We start from the raw sequence: 25,437 nt of genomic DNA on the forward strand, positions 1-25,437 counted from the left end.
ATGTTAAAACATGAAAAAAATGATCACCGATCCTAAAATGCTCGAATTACTGGTTTGCCCTATTACAGGGGGAACCCTCTCTTTGAACCGAAAAACACAGGAATTAATTTCGCTTGAAGCAAAACTCGCCTATCCTATTCGCGATGGTGTTCCCATTATGCTTGCCTCCGAAGCTCGCCCTTTGCAAAATAATGGAAAAGAACTTCATAAAAAATGAGAGAGTTCCATTCAATTTTCCTTTTGCAATAAACTGTTATCAGTCAGTTCTCCATAAAGAAATATTCTTTATGGACGTAACTTTTTCAATAGTTGGCACTTTTAAAAAAGCAATTCCATAACAAATCGACAACATCATTCCATTTACCACCAATGTTACGCTGCTTTTACATGAAGACAGTTCATAAAAAAGCATATTGAATCCTTTATCAACTTTTTTGATTCTAAATGTGGAGAGATATCCTCATTCTTTATAAAGAAGAGAGTTCTTAGACAGAATAAAGGATAAAAAACGAAATAAAATCATAGGAATTTGATAATATAGCGAAGATGCGTATAGAAAATTAATTATAAACAGGAAATGATATAACATTGATCATCAACAGGAGTGGTTAAAGAGAGCTTTATTACCCATGTCGTAAGGCTTAATCTCCTTCTCACTTTTAAGGATAAAAATTCTTAATCCTCACCCAATTTGGTTATAGATTAATTCTCTCGACAGATTGCACTTGAGGACCGCTTATGTCACTCAATTCATAGACAAATTGGGCAAGCCCTGCATTAAATATTTCGTTCAAATTTAGACTTCTACATTTTAAGTTGAGGCAAAAAAATTAAAACAAAGAGATGACATTGTCTTTTTAATATACGGAAATGTGCTTTATATGACCGTACGACAAGACAATGTTTACAACACTACCGATCCTGTTTTTGAAAAGAAATCCATTGGTATCGTTCAAAATGCGATGGCAATCTTGGTAACAAGTAGTTTAAATCGATAAACTACAAAGCATTTCTGAGAATCTCATCTTGATTTTTAAAATTTATATTTTGTCAATCAAACAGAATTTGCAAAAAAAGAATATACCCCAAGCAACATTTTCATCACAACATAAAGCGTTTAATTACTATGGATAGGTTTTTGGAAAATCTATGTAAAGTTTTATGCATTGTGGTATCAATAAAACTTACCACCTTAACCAAAAGGCAGTATCCCCCAAATAAGCACTTAAAAGTAATCTCAAATACCGCCTCAAAACCGCTGTTCTTCGTAGTATTTTTGAAACCAACGAAGCACTATAAAAAACACGAAAAGAATATCACAAAAATAATGAAAGCTCTTTATTCCTTTGAAAAAACAAATTGAGAGCCATTCAGGCTCTCAAACTCTCCTGAAAACGCACATCAAAAAACAAGATCTCAAGAACACTCCTCTATCGATGTAAATGAAGCCCGTAAGTACACCAGATAGCGATAAACAAATTAAAAAAACTGAAAGCTTTAACAGAAAATTTCTAGAAAAATAAATAAAACCACGAGTTAAAATTTTAAATTGTCTCCCTTTTAAAATCAAAATCATTTCGGCATGCATAACTTTCACAGACGAAAACGGCATTTATGCTTAAACCCACTTTTTTTCCTTTTTTCGCAGCTCGATTTTTCTAATTTGTTAAAACACATTTGAATCGTCCCCGAAAATATCTTGCTCTGCAAAATTTTTGAAAACGCCATTACAGGTTTTATTCTAAAATGTTTTTTTGATTAAAAACAATGCATAGAAAATTGATCAAAATCTCATCAAAACAGAAAGACACATTGCAAGGGTTGCGTTTAAATTTTGAAAAAAGCAACCAAAACAACTGTTGTAACTCTGGTTGACGATTTAAGGAAATTATCCTATGAATGAGCTTGTGATGTTGGTCGTATACGCAACGATCAATAGGGCCTGGAAGCTCTAACATCGAACACAGAATAAATCCGCTTTGCGGGTATCCCGGAATTTCCGGGGGCTCTTGTTATGTCCAAGTGCTTCTCAGCACTAAAAGCAAGAGACTGATTCGATGTCAGTGCTTCCAGACCCCGGAATACCAACGCGAGGGCGCTCGCACCCGGTGGGGAATCTTTCAAAGTGCGAACCAAAAATCCACATTTTAATGATATCTCTGTAGGCAAAAAAATTCGCTTCAGAAGAAGCATCATGGGGCTTTCTCAAAAACAATTAGGCTCCCATTTAGGCATAACTTTCCAACAAATCCAAAAGTATGAAAAAGGAATAAATCGCGTGAGTGCAGGACGTTTACAGGAAATTGCCGACAGACTGGATGTTCCTGTTTCTTTCTTTTATGCTGATATCTCAAAAAAAGAAGATACCCTCTACCCTGATAACGACAGAATATCAAACAAAGCAGAACACTTACTTTTAAAAAATTTCAGAGGACTTAACCCCAAAAAACAGAGGGCAATCTTGCGGTTGATTTCTGATTAAGAAGACATCTTCCTATTTCCGTGATTTCTATGAACATTTCTTCAATAAACGCCTTTATCATGTGAAAAGAACTTATGAGGTAAGAATAAAACAACAAAATAAAATGGAAAACAGCACAAGAAGAAAATCACATCACAAGCCTCTACCTTAACTTACACATAAAAAACATTTATCATAAGGCAATATAAAAAATTTTATCAGCATAATGCATATAAAACATTGATTTATAATAATAAATAATCATTTTTCAACTTGAATCAGAATCCCAAATATCGTAAAATCCTCTCATAATCAATTAATTAAAATACTTGCTTGCATGTCATAAGCGGAGCTGGCGTGTGGATAAAAAAATACTTAAAGAAAAGCGTAAAAACGCTTTTCATGAACTGCCTTAATGCAAGAGCTGTCAGCAACATTTTGAGCTGATAAAGAAGGAGAATGGTGCCAGCTTGCACGCTCAATAAGCATAAAAATGGTGATACCCAATGCCTTCCATTATATCCTTCATGAACAGTGTCATGAAATAGGCTTTTGTGCATTAACAGATGTCTCTCTAAAACAAGCGCGTGAATGTCCAACACAATAGCGTTTTGTTTTGCATGAGGAACGTGCCCCCTATTAAGAATGTGAGAAATATAAAGCGTGAAGCAATGCTTAGCCTCCATTATTGAAAAGATATTACTCTAGATACTTTTGAAAGCCGTAAAGCCAAATTAAAGGTAGAAGATAAAGATGAAAACAGCTTTTGACCTTTACAACTTCATATTCTCCCCAAATGAGGCTATCTATCCGTTTTAGAGATTACCTAAACAAAAATACACAATACTCTTCACTTTGGCATACAAAAGCTGCAACAGCAGAGAACGCCCTTACCCGTCTCAATCTTTGTCTCAAACATGCTGTTGCGCTAAGTTTAGACGTTGATTTACAGGCGAAAGCAAAAGCACGCGCTTTATTATTCATGACACAATCGTTATAAAATGCAAACTTCTCATGCTAAACAATTGACAGAAGATAAGCAATTCTCTAGATTGCAGCGCTGCCAAGGAGATAATTCACACAGCTTGGCATAAAACTTCAGGCTTTCTCAGCTGTTTAAAATTAACAGGATGGTACATTCGAAATGAATCAACCTGTGTTATTGTAAATCGTAATTGGCGTACACAAAATAAGACCTTTTAAAAACCCTACAATATTATGATTTAATTCCTGGCCAACTCACCCTCTCCTGGGTATAGCCCAGGGAAGCAAAACGGAAAAGGACAGGAGTATGGAAAAATGAGCTTTAAAGTTGCAGTTGTCGGAGCAACCGGAAATGTTGGTCGTGAAATGCTTACAATTCTTGAAGAACGTGGTTTTCCTACTCATGAAATTGTTCCTTTAGCATCACGCCGCTCTCTAGGGCAAAGCGTTTCCTATGGTGACAAAACTTTAAAAGTCAAAGCGCTTGATACATACGATTTTTCCGATACGGACCTCTGCCTCATGTCTGCTGGAGGAAGTATTTCTAAAGAATATGCCCCTAAAATCGCTGCTGCTGGCTGTGTGGTAATCGACAACTCATCCACTTGGCGCTATGATAGCAATATTCCGTTGATTGTACCTGAAGTCAATGCACAAGCCATTGATCAATTTTCCAAGCGCAATATTATAGCCAACCCCAATTGTTCAACAATTCAACTTGTCTTAGCTTTAAAACCTCTCCATGAGGCAGCGTGCATTAAACGTGTTGTTGTGTCTACTTACCAATCGGTTTCTGGAGCGGGTAAAGAAGGGATGGATGAACTCTTTGAACAATCACGAGCAGTTTTTGTTGCAGATCCAATCACATCAAAAAAATTTACCAAACGCATTGCCTTCAACATTATTCCCCATATCGATGTCTTCATGGAAGATGGGTATACAAAAGAAGAATGGAAAATGGCCGTTGAGACAAAGAAGATTCTTGATCCTAAGATCAAATTAACAGCCACAGCTGTTCGGGTTCCTGTCTTTATTGGTCATGCGGAAGCTGTTCATGTTGAATTTGAAAAACCACTAAGCGCCCATGAAGCACAAACACTTCTACGCGATGCACCAGGCTGTCAGCTTATCGATAAACACAAAGATGGCGGCTATATAACCCCTTATGAAAGTACTGGCGAAGATGCCACCTTTATTAGCCGTGTTCGTGAAGACATCACCGTTGAAAATGGCTTAGCTTTCTGGGTTGTGGCTGACAATTTAAGAAAGGGAGCAGCATTGAACGCAGTTCAAATCGCTGAATTACTCATCTCTCGTAATTTGATAAAGTAGGAATCAGCAAAATAAATAAAAAGGACAATACGAAGCAAAAACGTTTTTACGCAACGCACCAAGCTGTCAGCTTATCGATAAACACAAAAATGGCGGCACTATAACCCCTTATGAAAGTACTGGCGAAGATGCCACCTTTATTAGCCGTGTTCGTGAAGACATCACCGTTGAAAATGGCTTAGCTTTCTGGGTTGTGGCTGACAATTTAAGAAAGGGAGCAGCATTGAACGCAGTTCAAATCGCTGAATTACTCATCTCTCGTAATTTGATAAAGTAGGAATCAGCAAAATAAATAAAAACGGCAGCATGAAACAAAAATGCCTTATGCTGCTGTATTTCCTTCCGATCATCGCAATAACCATGGGATTTTCCATATCCTTATGGAGCAGGATAGGTCACAACACGGTAACGCGTTTCATTGCGTTCAAAATTTCTGTAATTGACATCATACGGAAAAAAAGGATTATAAGCGTTCACACGCTTTACAGATATATTTTGTGCTTTTGGTGAGGGATTCAAAACTGTTCTTTCATCCCTTTTTTTGACAGTTGTAGAATCAATAACCACATCTTTTCTGTACAATTTTTGTAGATTTTTTCGTATTTTTTGAGGCACAGTAAGATTTTTAAAACTGGAAACAACCTGTTTCACTTTTTGCTTTTGTACTTTTATCGTAGAATTTGGCTTCACGCGCATATGTGTAAAAGAGATTGTAGGAACATTATTAATATTTAAATAACGTGCAGATGCCCAACCAACCTTTCCATTATAGGAAAGTGAACACCAAGCTTTATTGGAAAGACAACCATTAATTTGCACTTTCGCTCCTGTTGGAGCAATTGCGATAGCTCTGTAAGCTGTCGCTGGACCTATGCGTAAAACTACCTGACCTGATGCTACACGAGCAATTTTTGTAACTGCCGCATGAGAAACAGTCATTCCAAGCCCCGATCCTCCCAAAGCCAATAAAATCATTGTGATTGATAAAAAATCCTTTTTTAACATTATTTTCTCCCTCTCAAAAGTATGAAGAGCAAAATATAGACTTTTGCAAAAATATGCCCTGTTTCAATTTTGCCTTGTTTCAATCAAATGGTGATCGATTTTTGATCTTCTTAAAGAGATTCAACACATTTCGAGAAAAGATCTCTTAACTCTATCCCTACCGGACATAAACACGACCTATTATCTTGATTGCGCAATATTACCCTTATGGAATTTATTACTAACAACTCATTTGATTGCTTAGCGATTTAGTCAATCGTCACTTTAAAGAAGTTTTGAAATTACCTTTGGTTCCCCAAAAAAGAATTACAACAGAAGAATTTATTGCCTAAATTTTGAAGAAATGCTGCATATTCATTATGTTATTTTTCAAGAATGCCTACAATATGAGAAAAAATAATATTTTTTTGAATAAAAATGATTGAATATTCTATAAAGCTTTTATAATTTGAAATCTGCCTAAATTAGCATAGGGTATATTGAATCTTCTCTCGAAAAATCTCTTGGAAAAAAAAGATAAAAACACATGAAATTAAAGCAATTATCCCGAAATGCTACGATTGGATTACTTCTTTCTCTTTTTGCACTTTTTTTGTCTCCTATCTTTTCCATGGCAGCAGACAAATCAAATATTAAGCTCGGTGTTATGGAAGGACAGGAAGCAACTATTTGGAAAGTCGCTGTAGAACAAGCTAAAAAGGTTGGTTTAAATATTGAACTTGTCTATTTTTCTGACTACACTCTACCTAATGATGCTGTTCACGCTGGAGAGATTGATGCAAATGCTTTTCAGCACACACCCTATCTTAATAATCAAATTAAACAACGTGGTTACAAACTTTCAATTGCTGGATATACATTTCTTACCCCAATAGGTATCTATTCTCATAAAATCAAAGAGTTAAAAGAACTGCGCGATGGAGCACATATTGGCATTCCTAACGACCCCTCAAATGGTGGAAGAGCCTTATTGCTTCTCAGTTCTTTAGATCTCATTAAGTTAAAAGATTCTCACGACATTCTCGCATCTCCACTTGATATTATTGAAAACCCTAAAAACTTGCAAATTCGTGAATTAGATGCCGGTATGTTAGGGCGAGCAATCGATGATTTTGATATTGCGATTATAAACACAAACTGGGCTTTGATCTCTGGATTAAACTTACAAACAGACGCTATTGCATGGGAAAAAGCAGAGAATAACCCTTATAATAATATTATTGTTGTGCGCACTATCGACAAAGATGAACCGTGGGTCAAAAAATTAGTTTCTGCCTACAATAGTGAAGCTGTCCGAGCAAAAATAAAAGAAGTTTTTGGCATGGCAGCCCAAACATCTTGGTAATTGTGCCAAATATCTTGGTAATTTTGAATGGAGAATCCTAGCCTTATCTCTCTAAAAAAGATCAGCCGTTGTTTTAACACAACAACTGATATTTGTGCTCTTGATAATTTATCTTTGAATATCCATGCAGGTGAAATTCTTGGAATTATCGGGCGTAGTGGAGCAGGAAAATCAACACTTATTCGCTGTTTAAATGGATTAGAACGAATTGACGCGGGGTCCATTTTTTTTGAAGGTGTGAATGTTTCAAATCTGTCAGAAACAGAATGGGCACCTTATCGTCAACGCATTGGCATGATTTTTCAACATTTCAATCTTTTATCATCGCAAAATATTCTTAATAATATTGCCTTACCCCTTAAATTAACCGGTATAAATAAAAAACAGCGCCACAAACGTGCCCTTGAGCTGATTGAACTAGTAGGGTTATGTGGTAAAGAATATTGTTATCCAGCAGAACTTTCAGGAGGACAAAAACAACGTGTTGGTATTGCACGCTCTCTAGCCGCTAATCCCAAAATATTGTTATCAGATGAAGCAACTTCTGCCCTTGATCCTGAAACAACGCAATCTATTTTAGAACTTCTTGCCGATATTAACAAACGCCTCAATCTTACTATTGTGCTCATTACCCATGAAATGGAAGTTGTGCGCGCTATTGCGCATCGTGTTGTTGTCCTCAATCAAGGGCGTATTGTGGAAGAAGGGCGTGTAAAAGATATTTTTACATCACCGCAAGATGATACAACCATTGCCATGCTCAAACTTGTTACTCCACAACTTCCTGAGAAATTTGCAAAAAATCTTAAACCCAGAGGTCAGGAAGCTATCATTGAAATCAATATTGCAGGTGAAATCACTCAACAACCTTTTCTCAATCTTCTGGAAGATGAAATTGGTTTAAGAGCACGTATTTTGCACGGTGGTATTGATACAGTCCAAGGTGAAACCATTGGGCGCCTTTTCTTAGGTCTTCCTGCCCAAAATCAAGAAGCTTTAAAAAAAGCCGTCCAATGGTTGACCGAAAAAGGACGATATTGTGAGGTTTTAGGTTATGTTTAATGTTCTCTCTTATGAACTCCCCCAAGCCGTTTTCGATACAGTATTGATGACGATAAGCGCTTCTTTAATGGCACTTATTATAGGTCTTCCACTTGGTCTGCTTCTTTATACAACTGCACGTGGAGGAATTCTTGCCTCATATCTCATCAATCGCCCTCTGAGTATCATGATTGATAGTATTCGTGCCATTCCCTTTATTATTCTCGCATTTTATCTTCTCCCTCTTACCCGTATAGTTGTAGGAAGAGGTGTAGGAATGTCTTCGGTGATTTTTGTTCTCACCATTTCAGCTATTCCTTTTTATGCACGAATGGCAGAACTCTCTTTTAAAACTGTCGAAAATGGCTTGATTGAAGCTGCGCGTTCCATGGGAGCAAGTCGACTTCAAATTATCAGGCATGTTCTTGTCCCTGAAGCGCTCCCTAGTCTGATTAACGGTTTTACTGTTATGGTAATTTCTCTTATCGGAGCCACTTCACTTGCTGGATATCTCGGCGGAGGTGGTTTGGGAGATATGGCAATCCGCTATGGCTATCAGCGTTATAATACCTCCATTATGACAATAGTTATTATCCTTTTAATCATTCTAAATGTTATTACCCAATGGTCTTCCGATAAAATTGTACAAAAACTAGATAAAAAAAAGCATTAAAGTAATTGAGGAATTTGTATATTTCTCACCAACCATAGCAACTTCCTTTCTTGGTCTTGCATTTTATTTTCTCCCCTTATCTCTATGGTTGTAGAAAGAGATGTGGAAATACTTTAAGTGATTGTTATCCTTACTATTTCAGCCATTTCTTTTTATGAAAGCATAATAGAACTCTCTGTTAAAACTTTCGAGAATGGCTTGATTGAAGCTACGCATCCATGGGAGAAAATCGACTTCAAATTATTAAACATGCTTTTCAGACATGTTCTCGTCCCTGAAACGTTCCTTCTATTCTAATTACCGGTTTTACTGTTATGGTGGCTTCTTTTATGAATCTTATAGAGAATAAATAAAAGAGAGAGAAAATTATCCAAAGATAATGGGGAACTTCACCCCATATCTTAGCTTTGACCTGTGACATAAGAAGCCCATTTTTCCATAAAGACATAGTGCTGTTCTAAATAGTCTGTACAATGAAGCACGTTCTCCTTTATCCCCCACCACATGCCCCAAAATAATCTCTGCTACCTCATAAGGGACATCTGTTATTTTAGCTAGCCAATTACATAAATCAGAACGAAAGCCATGAGAATATGCCACCAAGATCAATCTGTTGCATGAATTGTGACAGGCAATTCGCAGCAAAGGGACCACACCCGGTTGCAGCAAAAAAAGAAATCATTGCGAAATAAAAAAAATGTGCTTGTTCCGGAGTTTTTAAAACCTCTGATGATAAAGGTAAGTAAAACTCTGTTATAGCATCACGCCTTCCTTTCATAGTCTCAACAGCAATTGCCCAATTATAGCACCGTCAATCTGCTTTTTATGAATATGACGCAAAAGGTTTGTACGCGCCCCCAACTGGAAGGATAAGAAGACACAAAGCCAGTTGTAGTTATGCTTGTTATTTTGCAAAATATTTTATAAAAAGCCAGAATATCTTTCTAATCCATAGCGGGCATGTTCTTAACTTTATGACGTTGTTTTCTCAATAAAGTTTTTGCTCTTACTTGTAAATTAACATCCAATTCTAATGCAGCTGCATGTTTGAGACAAAGGATTGAAAAATAAGTGCTTTCCATTTTGTTGCAGCTTTTGTCTGCCAGATAGGGACAAGAACATTGCGTAATCTCTGAAATAGGGAAACAGCCTCCTTTGGGCATAATATGAAGTTGTAAATATAGAAATCAACTCCCAGCCTTATCATCACCCTTTAATTCGGCTTTACAGCTTTCAAGAGTATCTAGGAGCAGTATCTTTTCAATAATGGAGATTGCGCATTGTCTCACGCTTTTGTTTCTCACTTTCTTTAATAGGATTACGCTCCTCATGCAAAACAGAACATCATTGTGTTGCCCATTTACGCCTTTGTTTTAAAGAGATATCCGTCAGCGCACACAAACCCATTTTACGATGGCATCCGTGAAGGATATACCGTAAAAGCTATTGGGCACCACCCTCTTTATGCTTATGAAGCTACACGTCAGCTCCGTCATTCTCTTTGCAAGCGCAAAATGCTTCGAGAACTCTTGCATTGAGACGGTTCATAAGGTGTATTTTTACTCTTTTCCCAAAGAGTTATTCACCCACACACCAATCCCGCTTATAATGTGCATGCGAATGATTTTGAGTGACTCACGATGAGACAGTTTGAGATGCAATAACTTACGATATTCGGTGCTCTCATTCAAGTTAAAAATGATAAATTATCTTTATAAATCAATGTCTTTCTCTTAATCATAGCCACATCACTTGCTGGAATCTAAGCGGAGAAGATTGGGGGAATATGGCGATCTGCCATGACTAGCAGCGTTATAATATCTCCATTATGACAATAGTTATATCCTTTTGATCACTCTTCATATTATTCCCTTAAGGGTCTTCTGAAACAATTGCACAAAAAGTGGATAAAACACAACATTAAAACAATTTAAGAATTTATGTACTTCTCTCCAACCATAGCAACCACAAGCCACTGGGCAGTAAGAGCTGGTTTTTTTAATTGTTCAATTTCCATCGTAGCTCCATAATGAAAAACCACCCGTCCAGAAGGACGAATCTCGGCATCATTTAAAACAAAACGCGCACGTACCCTTGTGCCTGTTTTAACGGGACTCATAAAGCGTACTTTATCAAAACCATAATTAATGCCCATTGTTGTACCTTCCAACTCCGGTAGTGCCTCATAAGCTAGCGTAGACAAAAGTGATAATGTTAAAAACCCATGAGCAATAGTGCCACCGAAATGCGTTTTTTTAGCCTTTTCCTCATCTACGTGGATCCATTGATGATCATCTGTTGCGCATGCAAATTGATTAATCATATCCTGCGTAACAAGACGCCACCGCGATAATCCTATTTCTTTCCCAATAAAATTAGCTACATCTTGTACTGCTATTTTTTGTTGCATAACGCCTTTTCCTGTTTTATTTGGTAAAACTACCCCAAACCTCTTGCTTTTATAAAACCCATTGATTAGAGCATCAAGAATAAAAGATGAACTGTCTTAAAAGAAAATGGGGCTTATGAATAAGAAAACTCTTCTTTAGCAAAGTAATTTTCAAATGGGAAAAAATAATGGCAAGCAATGTGAGCCTAACAGGTTTGGCGCATGATTTAAAGCAGCGTGCAGAAAACCACCCTCCCATCCGTATTGGATTGATTGGGTGTGGTGAAATGGGAACAGATTTGCTCTCAAGCATTGCACATATGGATGGCATAACGGTTGCAGCCGTTGCTACCCGAACACCCTCGCGTATTTTTGATGCTGCTAGATTAGCCTATGGCGAAGAGGGACATGTGCGTGAAGTTGAAAATGCCAGTGCTCTAACCCGAACTATCGAAAAAGGTTTGATTGCAGCCACAAATGATATTGATCTTGTTTTACGCCATGAGCAAATTGATATTATCGTTGATGCAACAGGCTATCCTGAAGCGGGAGCAGAAATTGGCTTTAAAGCGCTTGAAAACAACAAAAACCTTGTCATGATGAATGTTGAAGCCGATGTTACCATTGGTGCTTATCTAAAACATGAAGCAGAAAAACAAGGTCTTATTTATACACTTGGTGCTGGTGATGAACCTACCTCTTGCATGGAACTTATTGAATTTGTTTCAGCCCTTGGACATAAGATTGTTGCAGCTGGAAAAGGCAAAAACAATCCACTTATCTTCGATGCCACACCTGATACTTATGAAGAAGAAGCACTACGACGTAACATGAATGTGCGTATGTTGGTTGAATTTATTGATGGTTCCAAAACGATGGTTGAAATGGCAGCTATTGCAAATGCAACGGGGCTTCTCCCTGATTGCCCAGGAATGCATGGCCCACAAGCGGCGCTAAAAGATTTAAACAAAATACTTATTCCTAAACAGGATGGTGGTATTTTAGAGCAATGTGGCGTTGTGGATTATTCAATAGGTCCAGGGGTTTCCCCAGGTGTTTTTGTCATTGCAGAAATAGCACACCCACGTCTACGGGAACGTATGGAAGATTTAAAAATGGGTCAGGGACCTTACTTTACCTTTCATCGCCCTTATCATCTAACAGCAATGGAAGTTCCCCTCACCTGTGCACGCATTATGCTTTATGGTAAAAAAGATATGGCACCACTAAACCACCCTGTAGTGGAAGTCTGTGCCGTTGCTAAGAAAGATTTGTATCCTGGTGATCAGTTAGACTTTATTGGTCTTTATAGTTATCGTGCTTGGATAATGAATATTGCAGAAGCGCGCATGCACCAAGCCATTCCTTGTGGACTACTGGAAAATGCAACAGTTACAGCTGAAATTAAAAAGAATGAACTTATTACGGTGCATAATACCGCTATTCGCGAAGATCAGTGGATTGCACGTCTTCGCACCAAACAAGACCTCTTGCTTAATGCCTCCTCTCTCCCCTCTCATGCATAAGCAAAATCTTCTTATCTTTATAAATCAAAACATTGACTGATAAGAACAATTCATCATTTTTCCTCTTGAAATCAGAACATCAAAGAGCAAAAATCTTTGCCATTTGATCCCTCTGGTTCAAAATGATAAAACTATTTGCAAAAGAACTCAAGACATCCCTTACAGACCGTCTCAAGACAAGAACAAACAGACACATTGGAAAGATGCTCACGTAACTTCATAAGCGCAAAGGTGGGCTACCCAAAAGTTCCCGCTTTATATTCTTCACAGTTGTCACCAAAAGAATAAGATTGAAAGCAAAATAAAATAGTTCTCTTAAGAAAAGTCATAAAAGTCCAAGCCTGCACCATCATTCTCTTTGCCAATTCCAAATATTACAACAACCATTGCATTGAGACGGTTCATGAGAAGCATTTTTACTTCTTTCTTTAAACCTTTGTATCCATCCACACACCAAACCCCGCTTGTGACGTGTAAACGAATAATTTTGATTGATTCACTATAAAAAAATTTGAAATGAGAGAATCTTACGATATTCGGTGCTCTCATTCAAATTGCAAAAAGATTAATTATCATTATAAATCAATATCTTGTCTGAACAATTCAATGGCGCATTCTTTTTCATGACGTCCATAATTGCCTTAAAAGAATACCACAAAGAAAGCTGTGAGAAACTGCACAATTTCTAGGATTTTAAACAGTACCCTCGATGCTTTTGCAAGCCATAAAGCTAAACTTTAAAAGAAACCGTGAAAAGAGAAGAATATTTGCACCTTTTACTATCTTTCAATTACGAAAAAACAGTAAAAAGCTTTTTAAAGAGCTAAAAGCTTTAAAAGAAGGCACAGGAACTTACCTTTTAGGAAAAGTATTACTAGAATTCACTGAGACATATCAAGAAAACGTCTCATATTGTTTTCAATAATCTCAACCAACATCTCCTCCCCTTAATAGGATTCAGCATAACTACTTTAGATATTGGTCCTTCAAATATAATAAAATGATAGACGGAATGCACAAACAAACGAAAGAGGGAGATCTCCTACCAAATTTAACAGGACAAAACCATAATAGATACCACAATACCATGCTACATTTCCCGTAACCAAAGAAGCAAACAATGAAACAAGACCAATACCACCCCAAAGTATATTAAATAAAGAAACTTTCTCAACTTTCCTAAAAGCGAATTAGTCTTATTTTTCACGTCCCCTAGTATCCCCTAAACAGGCACATCTAACGTCCTCATACCTGTATTTTTTTCTAATGCAACAAAAACCCCTCTTTCTTGAATATGCGCATTACTTCCCACAGTTTGTGCAAAAAGAATAAAAACTGTATAAAAACATGAACATATACAATTTTTAAATATTCCGAACATAGCTTTCTTTTGCTCCTCTTTTTCTTCACTGAAAAAGTGAAAACTATTCAAATATATAAAAACAGAATTTGCATTTAATCATTTACTTTTAATGTATAACACAATTTGATATGTTATGTTATAAATATAATACATAATGTATTATATGTAAAGACATAAAAAATAAAATAATTAAAATTTTCAAAAAAAATTTATTCATCAATGATAGAAATTACAAATAATTAACACATGCATCAGAAAGAGTCTTGCTTTAAAGAGTACTGTAAGACAGCTTATATGAAATTCACATTATCATAGATAATAATATTGGTAAAAAAGTTAATCATAAACCAAATGCGTTATTATAGATTTAAGCATACATTACTAAGAATCATACCTAAAAAAATTAAATTCTATTGCTAATCTGTAGCGCATTAACATCAGAGAAAGCTTTACAAAGCTCTCTTTTATCACAAGAAGTAATGATACACTTATCAAACGATTTTAAATGCAAATGAAGAATTAAAGAACAACATAATTTTCCTCTTTTCCTTAATATCAAAAGAATCTATTCCTTTTAGAAAATCATAAATTGACTTACAAATCTCATTAAGCATTCTTCATATTCAATTAAATCAGACAATACAGAAAGTTTTTCTCATTTTAACCTCTCTGATTTAAATTTATAAAAAAATTTGTTGGCTTACACATTACAAAAGGAAGTAATGTGGCGTGGAAGACAGCTTAAGAAATGAATTAAGACTTATCTTACAATTTTTTTAAATACAAAAGCAGTATAATATTAAAAACTGTCAATATAATAATAGCGCTTTTCTGCTATTTCACTTGTCTGTTATTTCATCAGCATAAACTGGAATGCTGCTTAGTGAGTTTTTAATTCTATCACTCATAGTCAAAACTGAGAAATGAAATTGCTAGCAAGTAAAGACCATCACACTAAAGCAAATCCATATCCATGAAAAACATCAACAATGGCCTACTATTCTTCCGCAAAACAGCAATAAACTATAAAAGAAAAATCAAGATCTCTATTTTCAAACAAAAAAGACATCAACTGAATGGTTTTAAACTTTCATCGATACATATCGAACAAACATCCTGTAATAACTTCAGTAAGGTCATCCAGCCAAATACTCTTACTTGATATAACATAAACCGCTTAAGAGATTGGCTTTCAAAAATAACAAAATTTACCAATAAAATAAGGAGATTAATCAGATTTATAATAACACCATGAGAAACATTAAAGTGCTAGGCAAACGGCTTGCAACTGAAAAAAAGAGCATCATAAAAAATGAGATAATCCCCCAAAATGCTGAAAAGAAATTTTTTGCTTAACTTTCACAAAAGTTAAGCCCTCCTTCTCTTCAATAGTGCAGATCATAAGCATATCGATTATTTCAGTAGCTCTATTTTCCCATGGAGCGATACTAAACATTTCCTTTAGAAAGAGCTCTTTCACAATCTTTGCATGAATCTCTACAGTTAAAAAAGAATAAATGCTGTAAAAATATACAAAAACAAATGATTTTTAAATACTTTAAACATAGCTTCTTTTGCTCCTCTTTTTCTTCACCGAAAAAGTGCAAGACTATTCACGTTTATAAAAACTAAAATCGTCTTTAAAAAGTTATTTCAATACACAAAATACAATGTGATATAGTGCACAAAAGATGCCCTTTCATAAGGAAATACATTATGTATGCAATATGAAGACATAATTACAATTTCCAAAATAAAAAACATGAAGGAGAAGTGCTAGAAGAAGCTAACAGGAAACTGCGTTTTGAAGGTTCCTCTTAAGTAATCTCGTTGAAATATCAGCTCACTATGAAAAACGATATTGAAAATCATTGCGTATAGATAGAAAACACACAATTATTTTATTAAAAGACTACAAGCTCAAATTAAGCACTATCACTCATCTCTACCAAAGAATCATCACTAAAAACTTTGAGAAAATTCATTTCAGCATAAGAGAGAATAATAGATTATTAAGCACTTTCAAACGCAAATCAAAAAACTCAATACTTCACTCTTTTTGTTCAATCTTAAAAAGACGATCTTCCTTATGATGACACAAAAGAGATTGTTATAGATAAAAGAAGTATACTATGCTTGCGTTTCTTCATCATTTTTTTATCCTTTACATTTTACTAATTTTGGTAAGTGTAATATCACCTAAAATGAAAAATCTCCCTCACTTTCAAATAAAGCGTATCATTCTTCGTAACATCCCCCGATCAACCTGTTATCAAAATGGAAACAAGATATTGATTTATAAAGATAATTTATCGTTTTTTTAACTTGAATAAAAATTCAAACTATTGTAAGGTTCTTTCATTTAACCTTCTCTCATAGTAAATCACTCAAAATCCTTCATTTGCATATCACAAGCGTGGTTCGCGTGTAGGTAAAGACTCTCCAAGAAAGAAGTAAAAATGTCCCTTATGAAGTGTCTCAAATAGCAAGGATTTTCGGCAACATTTTGAATTGACGAAAAGAATGATGTTATCATCTCGCACGCTTAATAAGCTTAAAGATGGAGATACCCAATAATTTACCATTATATCCTTCACGGACTCTGTCGTGAAAGTGGCTTTTGTGCACTAACAAATATTTCTAAAGCAAGCACGTGAATATGCAAAAATTGCACCATACAATAATGCAAAACATCTATGCTTTTAGTCCCCATCTTAAACCCCATTTTAATCATTGTATCAGCTGTTCAAAGGTGTTTGCTCCTCATCGCGTTATGAGCACATCAAGCTCTCTCCAATTACGCGACTCCATCTGATAAAGGTTCTATGCATTACCTTACAATCATTTTTCCTCACAAACACCAAAATCTGTTAATACACTACATAAAATTGGCAAAAGTAAAATTGCTCAACAAACCTTTCTATCCTTTTGTCACATTTATACAATTGCCTTAGTAAAGGGAACAGGAACCTTGATTAAAAACAAAATCTGTATCACCCTAGTCTTTGCAGCAATCTGCTTCTTTTCTTCAAATACTTCAACAAAAATACTTTAAGTATTCTCTCCATAGAACAAAAAGAAAAATATTTGCACTTTCATCTAAACTTGAGTTTTTAAGAGACAAATGAGAAAAATTTATTTTTTAAGCTATAATCTAGAGTATTTTTAGTAACCTTGAATGCTCACTTTACAAAAACAAAAGCATTCATTCAAAAAGTCTCACAAAAACAGCTACTCTTTGAATATTTCAAATTATATCAAAAATTGAAGTGATTTTTTTAAAGAATGTTTCCACTCTTTTTGACAAAGCTTTCCTTATCCATTACATAGATATTTCCTCCCTAGTCTATCGCATAGATATTTGATGTGAAAATGCTTTTATTTGCGTTTCTCTGTCATATAGATTAAAATCGATAAAGGGGACTCCACCATCTTTATCCATTCAGCATCTTTTGACTTTTTTGTGCAATAAATTCATGATATCTGATATACCTTTCCTTGCTCTTTTACCCTTGGGCGCACATGAATATCACGGAGATCATCTCCCCTTTGAAACCGACTGGATTATTGCAGAAGCTTTTGCAAAAGCGCTTACTGTAAAGACGAAAAAGCAATTTCATATCGCGCTCTTACCGGTTGAAAAGATCGGCTATTCGATAGAACATATGGATGTCTCTGGCACCCAAACACTCACCTTTTCTGAGGCTATCGAACGATGGATAAACATTGGTGAGGACTGCTATCGTAAAGGTATCAAGCGTTTTCTTCTTCTCAACGCTCATGGAGGCAATTCACCTTTAATGAGCATTGTGATCACCGAATTACGAAAGCGTTTTTCCATGCTAGCGGTAGCGACAAGCTGGACACGTTTTGGGCTGCCGCACGGTTTAATGCATCCGTCTCAACACCATCTTGATATCCATGGAGGGTTTATTGAAACCTCCTTAATGCTCTATTTAGCACCAGAAAAAGTGCATATGGAAAAGGCCAAAAATTTTTATAATAAGCAAGCTGATATGATTGCCAATTATCAGTATTTACGCGCTTATGGTCCCCATGCCTTTGGATGGACAATGCGTGATCTTAACCTACAGGGAGCAGCAGGCAAGGCACGTGAAGCAACATCACAAGCAGGAAAAGCCATTTTTTCTCATGTTCTTGGTGGGCTTCGTGGTTTACTTGATGATATTAATCGATTTAAAATAGACGCATTATAATAAAAAGGCGCAACCATGGAAAAGACGCAAAATACGCCCAATAAACTTCCTGTTACAGTTCTTACAGGATATCTTGGCTCAGGAAAAACCACTCTTCTCAATCGCATTCTCAGTGAAAACCACGGCAAACGTTATGCAGTCATTGTCAATGAATTTGGTGAAATTGGCATTGATAATGACCTTATCGTTGAATCAGATGAAGAAATTTATGAAATGAATAATGGCTGTGTTTGCTGTACCGTACGCGGCGATCTTATTCGCATTCTAGAAAGTCTGATGCGACGCTCTCACCGATTTGATGCTATCATTATAGAAACAACAGGGCTTGCTGATCCGGTTCCTGTTGCACAAACTTTTTTTATGGATGATACGGTGAATACAAAAACAGCTCTCGACAGTGTCATAGCAGTCGTTGATGCAAAGCATCTTTCACTCCAACTTAAAAAAAGCCGAGAAGCTGAAGAGCAAATTGCCTTCGCTGATATCATTCTTTTAAATAAGATTGATCTTGTAAGTGTAAAAGAACGTGCACAGGCTGAATCACTCATTCTGGCAATTAATCCACGAGCTGTGATTTATGCAACAGAGCGTACGAACATCCCTCTTGATAAACTCCTCGATCGTGGTTCATTTGACCTCCAACGTGTTTTAGAGAATGATCACCATTTTCTTGATCACCAGCATTTCGACCATGTATGTGGTCCCGATTGCAATCATGATCATACACATCATCATACATCTGTCCTTCATGATATTACGATAACTTCTGTAAGTTTAAAAACAGGTGCCCTTCAACCAGAAAAGTTTTTTCCATGGATCCAACAAATTACTCAGCAAAAAGGTCCTGATATTTTGCGTTTAAAGGGGATTATCGCCTTTCAAGGAGATGATGATCGTTATGTTATTCAAGGCATACACATGATCCTGGAAGGACAACACCAACGTCCATGGCGTGAAGATGAAAAACGTGAAAGCCGACTTGTTTTTATTGGCCGCACTCTTGATGCTAAACAGCTTAAGACTGGTTTTGAAAATTGTGCATAAGGGAGTAACAATGCCAAGCATTACCAATTACGATCTCCAAAGTTATTGCCTTTCCTGCGGTTTTATGGACAACAAACCTGTTTTCGTTTCAGTTGAAGGTTTTATTGTTTTTTTTAACTCTCCTCCCCAAACCATTGAAATTCACCGAGGAATAATTTCTAGCCATTTTTCTTATGATAACACTGCTCTCATTACAGGTGGAGAAGATGGAAAAGTTTGCCAAACAACAGCAGATGGTCATACACAAGTGCTAAGCAAACAAGAACGCAAATGGATAAGCAATGTGGCTTTCGGACCACAAAAAGTTTGTGCCTTTGCCTCTTCACGCATAGCATGGGCAAACACCAACCAAGGATTCCAAGAGCTTGTTCATGAACGTAGTGTAGAAGGTCTTGCTTTCGCTCGCAAAGGTTTACGACTTGCCGTTGCTCATTACAATGGTGTTACCTTGCATTGGTTATCAACGCAAACATCTCCCACCACATTAGTATGGAAAGGAGCGCATTGTGGTGTCACTTTTTCACCAGACAACCGCTATGTCATTTCTACTATGCAAGAGAACGCTCTCCATGGTTGGCGTCTCACAGATCATCAGCATTTACGCATGAGTGGCTACCCAAGCAAAGTCAAAAGTTGGTCCTGGAGCCAAAAAGGAAAATGGTTAGCAACATCAGGTGCATCAGCAGCAATTGTGTGGCCATTTCATACAAAAGATGGCCCCATGGGGAAAGCACCATTGGAACTTGGCACACGATCAAATGTACTTGTCAGCAGCGTCGCATGCCACCCAAGCGAAGAAATTGTAGCAATAGGCTTCAATGATGGAATGATTTTGTGCGCACATTTTCGCGATGGAAAAGAAGCCCTTCTAAAAGGTTATGGAAAAAGCGCTATCTCAGCGCTAAATTGGGATCAAAAAGGACACAACCTAGCCTTTGGGAGTGAAAATGGTGAATGTGGTATTATAAACATCACAGCTTAAGAAAAGCATTAGCAATAACAATCGTCGCAGATAAAAATGATCACTCAATCCTCCAAAGATGATGAAACAGAAAAACCTCCTTCTTCTCTCAAAAAAAATCAAACACCTCAAAAAAGAAAAAACCTTTAAAGTGTCTAAGCTATTGACCTTTTAACAGTGCTGTTTTGCCCTCTACCTAGATGAAAGAATCCCCCTTCAAAAGACCATAAAATAACATCACAACCCTATACAAACCTGTGGCATGCTACAAACCTTCATAAAAAGCACTTCTCCTTAAAACTTCCGAAAAAAACGTCTTACCCTTACCATTGGTAATATCCATACGCAAAATATCAGAAGAATGAAATTCAAAATTGTTTCTTAAATTTTTTTAGTGGTTTAAAAAAAATCTGATCATACTTGAAAAAACTGAATCAAAAACGGCGTAAAACCGTTTTCGCAAAAAGCTCTCGAACCAACAAAATGCTATTTTAAACATAATTCTTGTTTTATAAAAAACTCTAGCATCTACTTTTTTAAGCTTTCTAATTATTCCCTCTTTCTCTTTTCTGCATTCTCATTGAGAATGATAAAACATTGATTTATAATGATAAATCATCTTTTTGCAACTTGAATGAGAGCCCCAAATATCGTAAGATTCTCTCATCTCAATCCCTCTTATAGTGAATCACTCAAAACCCTTCACTTGTACATCAAAAGCGAGGATGAGCGTATGGATAAAAAAACACCTCAAGAAAGGAGTAAAAACGCTTCTCATGAACCGTCTCAATGCAAAGGCTGTTGCAACATTTTGAGCTGGGAGAATGAGGGTGCCAACTTGCACCTTCATAAGAGTAAAGAAAGAAGTGCACAATGGCTTTACCGTTACACCCTTCACGAACGCCATTGTAAAAGAGGCTTTTGTGCACTGACGGATGTCTCTTTAAAAACAAGGGCGTGAATGTGCACCACAATGGCGTGTTTGCTTTGTGTAATGAGCGTGAGCCTATTAAAAAACTTAAGAAGCACTCCTGCCCGCTAAAGGCATCGCCCTAATATCTTCTTACGCTACCGTAGTAATGAGGATAATTGTGTAGAGATCTCCCTTTTTCAAAAGGTGCATTGGCACCTATAATGTACAAAAAAATTATAACTTTAGAAATATAGTAAAGCACATTTTTAAAATATCTTCGTCACTATTTTATCTCAAACGCCCCTCTCCTTTCCTTAAAGTATCGGTATTTCTTAATAAAGATGCAAAGAAATATTTTATAAAAGAAGAAAGTAAAATGACGCATTGACTGTCTATAAAAGTTAACACATTTTGTTTTTTATATAAAGGAAAAATTAAAATAGACCAATAAATAATAAGCTTACAACGAAAACTTATGACCTACACCAAAACTGGTAAAGAGAAAGACAAAAAATAACAGGAAAAGCGCTCCCTAAGAAGAAGTTCTGATCACTTATCTTGACAGAAAAAATATCAAAACAAACAATCTTTTACAACATTACACTATGAACATCACGCATACAATCTTGTAAGATGTGGCAAAACCCCAATGGAATTGGCAATCCCATGCCCTATTACAAACACCAAAAATCTTTTAAAAGTCTACTATAATATACAAAAGAATCATCCAATTAATCGGCGTTTTCAATCATAAACCAAAGAAATCACAGAGTGTGCGTTTTATTATTAATAAACGGAAAACCCTTTAGAGAAAGCAACAGAGAAAAAAATTATAAAGCATCACACTGTGCTGCCTTCTATATCAAAATACAGATTGTCTTGTATTCTAGAACTGATAGCGCATTCCACCCGAAAAACTGGTTCCAGAAAAACCAGCCTTCGTAAGCTTCTGCTGATAACTCAGATCACCGTGAAGAGTAAAGTTTGAAGACAACCGAGCATTAAAACCTAATCCAGTTTCTACAAAAGAACCAAAAGCACCCAACTGGAAAGCATCTTTGAAATGCACAGATTGCTTTTTTCCAAAACTATGCGCAAGATGCAGCTTGCCATACAAGGAAACAACACGTGGCTCATCGGTTGCAGAAAAGGTCTTTGTTAAACGTCCACCAACACGCATCGTCCATTGATCCAATTTCCCCAATTCAATCTCAAAATCGTCAATATCACGAGCCTTATCAAACTGAATATGCTGATAAATAGCCTGAACCTGCGGATCAAGAACAAAACCTTCCTCTCCTACCATAAAAGCTTTACCAGCAGTCACTGAAGCACTGAGAGGTTTTCCCTTTAATGTTGTCGTCTTGCCACGTGCAAGAGTGACCACATCACCCTTAAACAAACCATAGGATAAAAGACCATCCAAATAAAAATCCGTATCACACTGCAAACCGCCATAAGCTGTCACTGACCATTTATCAAAGGCACTTTTTTGGCGCTTTGTTCAACCTCTAAAGGTTGCAAAGAAAGTCTCTCATAAGTCCCTATAACCCCAAAAGAGGTGTTACTATATTCACCTTCAATTGTTTTCAGTAAAACACCCGCTTCGACTGCATTATAGCTAAGCTCGCCCCCATAACCATATTCCAGCACAGAAAGATTGGAGGTATAACGGTAATCACTCCCATAACCGCGCACAAAAAAGGCAGGCTTTTCCTCACTTTGCAAGAAACCACCAGAAACAGTGCGTAAAGCTTCTAACCGCTTAGCTTGATTGCCAACATGCATCAAACCACTATGAAACAAGGCATTGGGCAAAAGCAGATATGTGGGAACTTGTGGTACAACCGCTTTAACTCCCGGATCAGGACGAGGTGGCGGAGTTGGCTCTGGACGAGGTCCCGGTTCTGGCTCAGGTTCAGGAGATGGCTTAGTATATCTATTTTCGAGGCGAAAATCCCAAAACGCTTCTTCACCTTTAACTAATCTTTGATTGGGATGTGCCTTCCCTAAATCAGATTCTGGCCCATAAGCATAGAGCGTATACTGATAAGGTGAATGCCCTACCGTAACGTAACCGCCATCTAACTGAAAAGAATCTTTTTCTGCCTTTCCAGAAACCTGAATGAGTGAAATCCCTTGGTTATTTCCACCACTCCCCGTAGGTTCTCCTGGACTTTCTGGCATACTGCGCACATGGACTGTCGTTGTTCCAGAAACATCACCATATATCAAAACACGGTCAGTCTTTTGCTTGTTAAGGTCTCCCCCCTCATTCAGATATGTGTTCAAATAAATATGTGCACCATCATGCGCTTTATAAACGGTACCTGTCCCATTTCCAATGTGCAGCGTTTGATAATCGTAAGTTGGAGCAGATTTCAGTTTGTGAAACTTAATAGAACTATCATTTATAAGACTTACGAATGAAACAAATGAATCATTTATACGAGCAGATTCACGTGAATCCCTCTCTTGCTTTTGTTTCAAAATCCATGTCGAACCAGCACCCAAATAGAGCTCAGCAGTAGAACGATCATCAACATGAGTGCTCCCTTCAAGGGTAGAGGCACTGGCTAAAACTTTCACCAAAGCTCCCCTCTCAGCTCTTAACAATGAACGCCCTGAAAGGGTACTTTGCATTAAATTAACAACACCATAAGTACTATCGGTACTATAAAGAGCCACACTGTCTGGAGCAGAAAACATTGTCTGCCTCAAATTAATAGCTTCCAATCTGGGTAGCGTTTTTTCCTCTTCTAGCTTTCCTCTATTCTCAAATTCCTCCCCTGGCTTTTCCCCCCGAAAATATATACCGTAAGATCTTTCACCCTCCACTGTAACAGAAGAAGATGTGAGATTAACCTCAGTCATACGATCACGCTCAGACAAATTCTCATACAGTGGAATCGAATTAACAATACTAACTGTATTTTCTGACAAAATGCCGTGAATATCAATAACATTAATAGTGCCGCCCTTAAAATCAACAGAACCACCAAAATCCATAAGAAAAACCGCATGACTTTTATCTTTACTACTCTTTCCAGTGATAGTAACATTATCAAAAGCTATCTTGCCGTTTAGCGTTGAAGAAACCCCATGACTGTCCTTGAAATCAACTGATCCACCATTCATCTTAATTTCTGCACTGCCATAACTATAAAGGCTTGCCTTTCCACTATTTGTTTCAATCTTTGTGTTGTTTAAAACAACATGCGTTTTTCCCCCTATTGTTTGGACAGCCATTTGACTTTCAATAATAGTCCCTCCATCCACCTCAATCATCCCATCGCTAGCATGAAGAGCTACCTTTGCATTCTTGAGAGTCAAATTATTCAAAGTAACTTTTCCCCCCTCTGATACAGACACCCCCCGTGTAAAAGATTTTTCTGAATTTTTACTAAAAACATTAACTTTCTCCCCTTTCACTTTTGCACCTTTCCCTTTCACCGTTATAGCAGTATTAGAGGGATATCGAGAAGCGTTGTCATTCGTAATCTCATAAGATTTATTATCGATTGTACTCTCTCCACAACCATCGCACAGATAATATAACCCATTATACATCACAAGCTTTCCCTTAGCACGGTCATATTTGTAAACATACTGACCATCATCCCTATCACCGCCAGAACCACTAAGAATACGTCCAGCGTTACTCCCACTAAGATGTCTACTAGCATCTCTACCACCAGATCCGCCATCCCCTCCAATACCGCTAAGGTTATCACCGCTCAGACCATTAAGGCTACCAATTCTCATCCCCAAAATAGTAGAAGTGTTAGGTGAGATACCAGGAGACACAGGAGTAACAGTGATAGTATAAGACATACCACCACTTCTCTCCTCTGCATTTGCAATAACCACTCCTCCAATTTGTAGGAAAGAAAGAATAGCGGTTGTGACAGTACATAAACACACATGATTTCTAAATACTTTAATCATAATTCCCTCGAAACTTTTCTTCCCCTCTCATTGGAAAATAAAAGCACTCCTAAAAACATCCCGCTTACTCCCTCAACACTCAAAAGGCTAAACCAAAAGGATGCATCTACAGCTCATTTGACTGACGCAATGCGTTATTCAAATAAACTCCCCACAAAACCTCCCTGCAACACAAAAACTACCCATAAGAGAATAATTTATATACGCAATCTATAGGTGTATAATACATTCCGTA

The 25,437-nt window shown here is 36.8% G+C and carries 13 protein-coding genes and 3 pseudogenes; 11 read left to right on the forward strand and 5 right to left on the reverse strand.

The annotated features are described in order from the left end of the window. Positions 1-10: 10 nt before the first annotated feature. From AYT27_RS06530 to AYT27_RS06555, 4 genes and pseudogenes are all read left to right on the forward strand, one after another. The gene (locus AYT27_RS06530; protein ID WP_034448038.1) at positions 11-217 is read left to right on the forward strand and encodes a Trm112 family protein; all 207 of its coding nucleotides are present in this window, start codon (positions 11-13) and stop codon (positions 215-217) included. A gap of 1,908 nt (positions 218-2,125) precedes the next feature. Next, positions 2,126-2,482 (forward strand): helix-turn-helix domain-containing protein, encoded by a 357-nt coding sequence (locus AYT27_RS06540; RefSeq protein WP_011181101.1) that lies wholly within the window; start codon positions 2,126-2,128, stop codon positions 2,480-2,482. Positions 2,483-3,760: 1,278 nt separating this feature from the next. Beyond that, the gene (locus AYT27_RS06550) at positions 3,761-4,777 is read left to right on the forward strand and encodes an aspartate-semialdehyde dehydrogenase (protein WP_011181102.1); all 1,017 of its coding nucleotides are present in this window, start codon (positions 3,761-3,763) and stop codon (positions 4,775-4,777) included. Positions 4,778-4,823: 46 nt separating this feature from the next. Beyond that, positions 4,824-5,054, forward strand: a pseudogene (locus tag AYT27_RS06555) (Asd/ArgC dimerization domain-containing protein); the annotation flags it as partial. Positions 5,055-5,155: 101 nt separating this feature from the next. On the opposite strand, the gene AYT27_RS06560 reads toward AYT27_RS06555, so the two are convergent. Further along, positions 5,156-5,782, reverse strand: coding sequence for an SH3 domain-containing protein (locus AYT27_RS06560; RefSeq protein WP_011181103.1), 627 nt, complete (start codon positions 5,780-5,782; stop codon positions 5,156-5,158). Positions 5,783-6,308: 526 nt separating this feature from the next. On the opposite strand from AYT27_RS06560, the gene AYT27_RS06565 reads away from it, so the two are divergent. The 3 genes from AYT27_RS06565 to AYT27_RS06575 are packed head-to-tail and all read left to right on the forward strand — an operon-like array spanning position 6,309 to position 8,841. Then, on the forward strand, positions 6,309-7,127 hold the full coding sequence (locus AYT27_RS06565) for a MetQ/NlpA family ABC transporter substrate-binding protein (protein WP_011181104.1): 819 nt from the start codon (positions 6,309-6,311) through the stop codon (positions 7,125-7,127). Positions 7,128-7,154: 27 nt separating this feature from the next. Then, on the forward strand, positions 7,155-8,189 hold the full coding sequence (locus tag AYT27_RS06570) for a methionine ABC transporter ATP-binding protein (RefSeq protein ID WP_011181105.1): 1,035 nt from the start codon (positions 7,155-7,157) through the stop codon (positions 8,187-8,189). After that, positions 8,182-8,841, forward strand: coding sequence for a methionine ABC transporter permease (locus tag AYT27_RS06575; protein WP_011181106.1), 660 nt, complete (start codon positions 8,182-8,184; stop codon positions 8,839-8,841). Before AYT27_RS06570 ends, AYT27_RS06575 begins: the two co-directional genes overlap by 8 nt. Before the next feature lie 401 nt (positions 8,842-9,242). Here AYT27_RS06575 and AYT27_RS06580 read toward each other — a convergent pair. Both AYT27_RS06580 and AYT27_RS06585 read right to left on the reverse strand, forming a co-directional pair. Further along, positions 9,243-10,398 (reverse strand): annotated as a pseudogene (locus tag AYT27_RS06580) (tyrosine-type recombinase/integrase). A gap of 373 nt (positions 10,399-10,771) precedes the next feature. Next, positions 10,772-11,251, reverse strand: coding sequence for a MaoC family dehydratase (locus AYT27_RS06585; RefSeq protein WP_011181107.1), 480 nt, complete (start codon positions 11,249-11,251; stop codon positions 10,772-10,774). Positions 11,252-11,418: 167 nt separating this feature from the next. On the opposite strand from AYT27_RS06585, the gene AYT27_RS06590 reads away from it, so the two are divergent. Further along, entirely contained in the window at positions 11,419-12,756 is a 1,338-nt protein-coding gene (locus AYT27_RS06590; protein ID WP_011181108.1) for an NAD(P)H-dependent oxidoreductase, read from the forward strand. A gap of 315 nt (positions 12,757-13,071) precedes the next feature. Here the strand turns inward: AYT27_RS06590 and AYT27_RS09580 are convergent, their stop codons facing one another. Then, complete coding sequence (locus AYT27_RS09580; RefSeq protein ID WP_263283914.1) at positions 13,072-13,206, reverse strand: hypothetical protein; 135 nt, start codon at positions 13,204-13,206, stop codon at positions 13,072-13,074. Between the two features lie 4,389 nt (positions 13,207-17,595). Here AYT27_RS09580 and AYT27_RS06610 point away from each other — a divergent pair. The 3 genes from AYT27_RS06610 to AYT27_RS06620 are packed head-to-tail and all read left to right on the forward strand — an operon-like array spanning position 17,596 to position 20,362. Further along, positions 17,596-18,336, forward strand: coding sequence for a creatininase family protein (locus AYT27_RS06610; RefSeq protein ID WP_011181109.1), 741 nt, complete (start codon positions 17,596-17,598; stop codon positions 18,334-18,336). A gap of 15 nt (positions 18,337-18,351) precedes the next feature. Beyond that, positions 18,352-19,380, forward strand: coding sequence for a CobW family GTP-binding protein (locus AYT27_RS06615; RefSeq protein WP_011181110.1), 1,029 nt, complete (start codon positions 18,352-18,354; stop codon positions 19,378-19,380). A 10-nt stretch (positions 19,381-19,390) separates the two neighbouring features. Further along, entirely contained in the window at positions 19,391-20,362 is a 972-nt protein-coding gene (locus AYT27_RS06620; protein WP_011181111.1) for a WD40 repeat domain-containing protein, read from the forward strand. A gap of 1,778 nt (positions 20,363-22,140) precedes the next feature. Here the strand turns inward: AYT27_RS06620 and AYT27_RS06630 are convergent. Next, a pseudogene (locus AYT27_RS06630) lies at positions 22,141-25,202 on the reverse strand (autotransporter family protein). Positions 25,203-25,437 lie beyond the last annotated feature (235 nt).

Source organism: Bartonella henselae str. Houston-1 (genome assembly GCF_000046705.1).
Taxonomy (GTDB): Bacteria; Pseudomonadota; Alphaproteobacteria; order Rhizobiales; family Rhizobiaceae; genus Bartonella; species Bartonella henselae.